Annotated in this window: 5 protein-coding genes; 2 read left to right on the top strand and 3 right to left on the bottom strand. The window is 73.5% G+C overall.

Features of this window, described 5'->3' with window-relative positions; all coding sequences use genetic code 11:
* From ACFV6D_RS17605 to ACFV6D_RS17595, 3 genes are all read right to left on the bottom strand, one after another.
* Positions 1-1,205: diguanylate cyclase domain-containing protein (locus ACFV6D_RS17605; RefSeq protein ID WP_380560459.1), on the bottom strand; the 1,205-nt coding region annotated here is incomplete at its 3' end.
* 446 nt (positions 1,206-1,651) lie between these two features.
* On the bottom strand, positions 1,652-2,776 hold the full coding sequence (locus ACFV6D_RS17600) for an adenylate/guanylate cyclase domain-containing protein (RefSeq protein WP_063349085.1): 1,125 nt from the start codon (positions 2,774-2,776) through the stop codon (positions 1,652-1,654).
* A gap of 169 nt (positions 2,777-2,945) precedes the next feature.
* Positions 2,946-3,839, bottom strand: coding sequence for a biotin--[acetyl-CoA-carboxylase] ligase (locus ACFV6D_RS17595; RefSeq protein ID WP_063351348.1), 894 nt, complete (start codon positions 3,837-3,839; stop codon positions 2,946-2,948).
* 241 nt (positions 3,840-4,080) lie between these two features.
* Here ACFV6D_RS17595 and ACFV6D_RS17590 point away from each other — a divergent pair, with 241 nt between their 5' ends.
* Positions 4,081-5,670, top strand: a complete 1,590-nt coding sequence (locus tag ACFV6D_RS17590; protein WP_063349084.1) for an acyl-CoA carboxylase subunit beta — start codon at positions 4,081-4,083, stop codon at positions 5,668-5,670.
* A gap of 24 nt (positions 5,671-5,694) precedes the next feature.
* Positions 5,695-5,895 carry an acyl-CoA carboxylase epsilon subunit gene (locus tag ACFV6D_RS17585; protein ID WP_380560431.1) on the top strand — a complete coding sequence of 67 codons (201 nt, stop codon included), beginning with the start codon at positions 5,695-5,697 and terminating at the stop codon, positions 5,893-5,895.
* Positions 5,896-5,899 lie beyond the last annotated feature (4 nt).

The raw sequence follows: 5,899 nt of genomic DNA, 5'->3' as shown, positions 1-5,899 counted from the left end.
GGGGCGCGGGGGTGCGCGGCGCCCCGGGGGGGGGGGGTGGGCGGGGCCCGGCCCCCCCCCGGGGGGCCCCCCCCCCCGCCCGGGCGGGGGGGGGCGCCGCGTGCGTCGGCCCGGTGGTGCGGGTCGGCGGCGTCGGCGAGCAGCACGGTGGGGTCGGGCGAGAAGCCGGGGCCGTGGCTGCGCCCGGCGACGACGGGGTGGGCGGCGCGGGCGGCCTTGGCCCGGTACTGGGCGGCGTCGGCGAGCCGGAAGAGCCGGTCGGGGGTGGTGACCGGGCCGATGGAGTCGCCGGTGGAGGCGACACCGCAGGCGACGCCCTCGCCCTCGGACAGGGCGAGGGCCCGGGCGCAGAGCTCCTCGGCGACGGCGACGACCTCGTCGGCCTTCTGCCCTTCGGCGAGCAGGCAGAACTCGTCGCCGCCGAGGCGGGCGGCGAGGCTGCCGGGGAGTTTGGCCGCGGCGACCGAGAGCTGGTGGGCGAACCGTTCGAGCAGCCGGTCGCCCATTTCGTGGCCGAGCTGGTCGTTGACCCGCTTGAGGCCGTTGACGTCGCAGACGACGAGCGAGACCACGGTGTTGTCCCGGTTGTGCGCCGTCAGGGCGCTCTCCAGCCGGGTGTCGACGGCGCGCCGGTTGGCGAGGCCGGTGAGCGGGTCGGAGAAGGCGAGTTTGCGCAGGTCGGCGAGGCGTTCGGTCTGGGCGAGGCCGGCCGAGATCTGGGCCGCGAGCAGGGTCGCGTAGTCGGCGTCGGCGGCGGAGAACTCGGGCTTGCCGACGCTGCGGGCCAGGTACAGCTCGCCCCAGGCCTGCCCGTGCAGGACGATCGGGGCGACCACGCAGCAGGCGCGGCCGCGCCGGCGCAGCGCCGCGGCGCGTTCCTGGCAGTACGCGCCGGCGGTGGGGTGGGCGTGCCCGGCGTGCGGTTCGGCGTTCTCGGCGGTCTGCAGCCAGGCCCGCGGGAGGCGCCCGGTGGTCCAGCGCTCCTCCAGATAGGTGACGATCTCGGGGAAGTCGGCGACGGGGTAGGACTCGTCCTCGGGCAGTTCCTCCTCGCCGGGCGCGAGCTCCCCGTGGTTGACCAGGACCCGGAGCCGGCCGGATTCACGGTCCCAGACGGAGACGGCCGCCATGGTCGCCCCGAGCGCCTCGGTGGCGCGGGCGGCGGCGGCCCGGACGGCCTCCAGCGGGGTGAGCGCGCCGGCCATGTCCTGGGCAAGCTCGACCACGGACTGCAGCCGCAGGTCGGGCAGTTGGCCGGCCGGCTGCGGGCCGCCGCAGTCGCAGTCGCAGCCGCGGTCCGTCATGATCGCCTCACTGCTCACCGGCTCGCCTCGCTCCCTGTGCTCGGTCCTGCCGGACCCCCGACGGCGGCCGCACCCACCCGGCCGCTTTCACCAAGACTATGGCGGTTTCGTTCGGTTATGCCCCGTTTGCCGGGGCGGACCCGCAACCGGCCGTACGGGTTTCAACCGTTCGGCACCCCAAGCATCGGGACCGGCCCGGGGCCACGTCCTGGAAAAGGCCGGGGAAGGCCGGAAAGGCCCGGGAAAAGCCGGGAAGGGCACAGGAGAAGACCGGAAGGGGCCCGGAAGAGACCGGGAAGAGTCCGGGAGAGGCGTGAGAAGGGCCCGGGAGGGGCAGGGGCGGAGTCCTACTCCGGCTTCAGCCGCCGCGACAGCAGCCACGGCTCGACCAGCCCGAGCCCGCGCACCGGCCGGCGCCACATCGGCTGCAGGTGGAACCGGTGCCCGGCGTCCAGGCCCGGCACCGGCAGGCCCGAGGCGGGCATCCCGGCGGCGGCCGACAGCGCCTCGGCGAGGCCGGGGCCGTCCGCGTCCGGCGGGGCCACGCTGCCGTACTGCTCCAGCGCGGCGGCGAACTCGCCGTCGATCAGCACCGCGTCCTTGGGCGCGATCGAGGTGAGCCGGCTGGCCAGGTTCACGGTGGTGCCGAAGACGTCGCCCATCCGCGAGGTGACCGTGCCGAAGGCCATGCCGACCCGCAGCGCGGGGATGCTCTCGTCCTCGGCGAGGGCCTCGATCAGGCTGAGCGCGATCTCGGCGGCGGTGACCGGGTCCTCGGAGACGTAGAGGATCTCGTCGCCGAGGGTCTTGATGACCCGGCCGCCCTGCCCGGCGATCAGGTCCGAACAGGTGTTCTCGAAGGTCTCGACGAGTTCGCCGAGCTCCTCCTCCTCCAGCCGCCGCGACAGCCGGGTGAAGCCGACCAGGTCGGCGAAGCCCACGGCGAGGCGGCCGCTGGTGATCTCGTTGTCCTCGGCGGCCTGGACCACCCGGCCGGTGACGGCGGCGAGCTGGCGGCGCCAGACGTACACCAGGAACTGCTCCAGCTCCGGCAGCAGCAGCTCGACCAGCGGGTAGGCGACGTCGGCGCGGGTCAGGCCGGGTTCGACGGCCTGGGTGAGGTTCTCCAGGAAGGTGTCCATCTGCCAGCCGGCCAGCCGGGCGGTGGTCTGGCCGGTGGAGCGGGCCACCTGGATCGCCATCGACTCGCTGAGCAGGCCGGACTCGACCAGGCCGGCGAGCCGGCGCAGGGCGATCACGTCGCCGTCGGTGAGGGCCCGGGACTGGCCGATGTCGGGGAAGCCCATGGCCCGCCAGAAGCGGGTCGCCAGCTCCATCGGGACGTCTGCGGCCCGCGCGGCCTGGTACGGGGTGTAGCGGCGTGGCGCGTCCAGGATCAGGCGTTCCAGTTCGAGCGCGACCGTGGGGTCGTGGGTCCCCGATGTCGCGCCGCTGCTGCCGTCCTCTGCCACCGGTCCGTCCCCGTGCGGTCGCCGCACTTGCCTCGTGTCCTGCCTGTCCGGGCGCGCCCGCCACCCGGCGGGCAGTGGCGCGCCTCACACCGCTGCCAGGTGGAATGTTCGCACGGAATCGCGTGATCCGGGGCATCAGCCCGGGTCAAGGAGAGGTGAAGAGTGCCGTTCAGCGGGGCTCGGGGCGCACGTGGACGACGTCCCCCGCGCCGACCGCCCGGCGTGCGCCGTCGGGGGTGCGGACCACCAGGCGGCCGTCGCCGTCGATCGCCACCGCCTCGCCGACCAGCTCCCGGTCGCCCGGCAGGTGCACCTTCACCTGGCGGCCGAGCGTGGTGCAGCGGTCCGCGTAGGCACGGAGCAGCTCGCTGGTGTGCGGGTCGCCGGCGGCGGCCGTCCAGGTGCGGTACAGCCCGGCGAACTCGCGCAGCAGGGCGCGCAGCAGGGTGGACCGGTCGGTGACCTCGGCGCCGGCCAGCGCGAGCGAGGCCGCGGTGGGGACGGGCAGCTCGGGCTCGCGCAGCGAGACGTTGATGCCGAGCCCGGCGACCACGGCGCCGCCGCTCAGCTCGGTGAGGATGCCGCCGAGCTTGCGCTCCGCGCCGTCGATCTCCACCTGGAGGTCGTTGGGCCACTTCAGCCCGACCTCGACCCCGGCGACCCGGCTCAGCGTGCTGGCGGTGGCCACCCCGACCAGGATCGGCAGCCAGCCGTAGCGCTCGACCGGCACCTCCTCGGGGCGCAGCAGGACGGACAGGAACAGCCCGGAGCGGGCCGGGGCGCTCCACTGGCGTTCCAGCCGGCCGCGCCCGGCGTTCTGCACCTCGGCGACCAGCACCGCGCCCTGCGGGGCGCCGGCCCGGGCGCGGGCGGCGAGGTCGTTGTTGGTGGAGCCGGTCTCGGCGACGACGTCCACCGAGGTCCAGAGCCCGTCCGGGACCAGCAGGTCGCGGCGCAGCGCGGCCTCGTCCAGCGGCGGGCGGTCCAGGTCGGTCCACGGCGACGGCCCGGCGTGGCCGAAACCGCGCAGTCCACTGCGGCGGGGGGAGTCGGGTGCGGTCATGGTCCAGAACACTAGGTCCTGTCCGGTCGCGTGGGGCGTAGGCCGCCCCATCGTCCCGCAGAACGCGCGTTGACACACTGTGTCGATGGCCATAACGCCAGGACATGACGTCCGGGCCGGTGCGCTGGCTACGCTACCCAACGGTAGTTCGCAGCGCCGCCCTGCCCTCATGCGCGGGCCCCCACTCCGGCCCGCGCGCACTCGAACAGGTCGCGGCCCATGGATCAGGGAGAGCCACCGGATGACCGAGGCGCCGTACGACCCCCACACCACCGCCGGCAAGCTCGCCGACCTGCGGCGCAGGCTCGACGAGGCGGTGCACTCCGGCTCCGCCGCGGCCGTGGAGAAGCAGCACGCCAAGGGCAAGCTGACGGCCCGCGAGCGGGTCGCGGAGCTGCTGGACGAGGGCTCCTTCGTCGAGTTCGACGAGTTCGCCCGGCACCGCTCGACGAACTTCGGGCAGGAGCGGAACCGCCCGTACGGCGACGGCGTGGTGACCGGCTACGGCACCGTGGACGGCCGTCAGGTCGCCGTCTTCGCCCAGGACTTCACCGTGTTCGGCGGCTCCCTGGGCGAGGTGTTCGGCGAGAAGATCGTCAAGGTGATGGACTTCGCGCTGAAGACCGGCTGCCCGGTCATCGGCATCAACGACTCCGGCGGCGCCCGGATCCAGGAGGGCGTGGTCTCGCTCGGCCTGTACGGCGAGATCTTCCGCCGCAACGTGCACGCCTCGGGCGTGATCCCGCAGATCTCGCTGATCATGGGCCCCTGCGCGGGCGGCGCGGTGTACTCCCCCGCGATCACCGACTTCGTGGTGATGGCCGACCGGACCTCGCACATGTTCATCACCGGCCCGGACGTGATCAAGACCGTGACCGGCGAGGACGTCGGCATGGAGGAGCTGGGCGGCGCCCGCACCCACAACAGCAAGTCCGGCAACGCGCACTACCTGGCCACCGACGAGAAGGAGGCCGTCGAGTACGTCAAGAGCCTGCTCTCGTACCTGCCCTCCAACAACCTGTCGGACCCGCCGTCCTACCCCGAGCAGGCGGACCTCACCGTCACCGACGAGGACCTCGAACTCGACACCATCGTGCCGGACTCGGCGAACCAGCCGTACGACATGCGCAAGGTGATCGAGCACATCGTCGACGACGGCGAGTTCCTGGAGACCCAGCCGCTGTACGCGGGCAACATCATCACCGGCTTCGGCCGGGTCGAGGGCCAGTCCGTCGGCATCGTCGGCAACCAGCCGATGGACCTGGCCGGCTGCCTGGACATCAACGCCAGCGAGAAGGCCGCCCGCTTCATCCGGACCTGCGACTCCTTCAACATCCCGGTGCTGACCTTCGTCGACGTGCCCGGCTTCCTGCCCGGCACCGAGCAGGAGTGGGACGGCATCATCCGCCGCGGCGCCAAGCTGATCTACGCCTACGCCGAGGCGACCGTCCCGCTGATCACCGTGATCACCCGCAAGGCCTTCGGCGGCGCGTACGACGTCATGGGCTCCAAGCACCTGGGTGCCGACCTCAACCTGGCCTGGCCGACCGCGCAGATCGCGGTGATGGGCGCGCAGGGCGCGGTCAACATCCTGCACCGGCGGGAGATCGCCGAGGCCGAGGCGGCGGGCGGTGCCGAGCAGAAGCGGGCCGAGCTGATCGCCTCGTACGAGGACACCCTGCTGAACCCGTACCTGGCGGCCGAGCGCGGCTACGTGGACGCGGTGATCCCGCCGAGCGAGACCCGCCGGCACATCGTCCGGGGTCTGCGGGCGCTGCGCGGCAAGCGCGAGGTGCTGCCGCCGAAGAAGCACGGCAACATCCCCCTGTAGGCCCTCGTCGGGAGAGAATGAGCCATGGCACCGATCCACGTGCTGCACGGGCAGCCGACCCCCGAGGAGCTCGCCGCCGTCCTGGCGGTGGTCCAGGCCCGGGCCGCCGCCGCGCAGGCCGCCGCCGAGGCGGCGCGGGGGGGCCGGGGCGGGCCCCCCCCCCCCCGGGGGCGGGGGGGGGGTTTTAAAAAAAATACGGGGCCACCGCCAAAAAAATGTTTATAATAGT

Source organism: Kitasatospora sp. NPDC059812 (assembly GCF_042732075.1).
Classification (GTDB): domain Bacteria; phylum Actinomycetota; class Actinomycetes; order Streptomycetales; family Streptomycetaceae; genus Kitasatospora.
This window is presented reverse-complemented; position numbering and strand designations above follow the sequence as displayed.

Bases quoted from the DNA above. Each gene is read 5' to 3' on its own strand.
- ACFV6D_RS17595 (WP_063351348.1), bottom strand. From the start codon at position 3,839: ATGACCGCACCCGACTCCCCCCGCCGCAGTGGACTGCGCGGTTTCGGC.
- ACFV6D_RS17590 (WP_063349084.1), top strand. From the start codon at position 4,081: ATGACCGAGGCGCCGTACGACCCCCACACCACCGCCGGCAAGCTCGCC.
- ACFV6D_RS17585 (WP_380560431.1), top strand. From the start codon at position 5,695: ATGGCACCGATCCACGTGCTGCACGGGCAGCCGACCCCCGAGGAGCTC.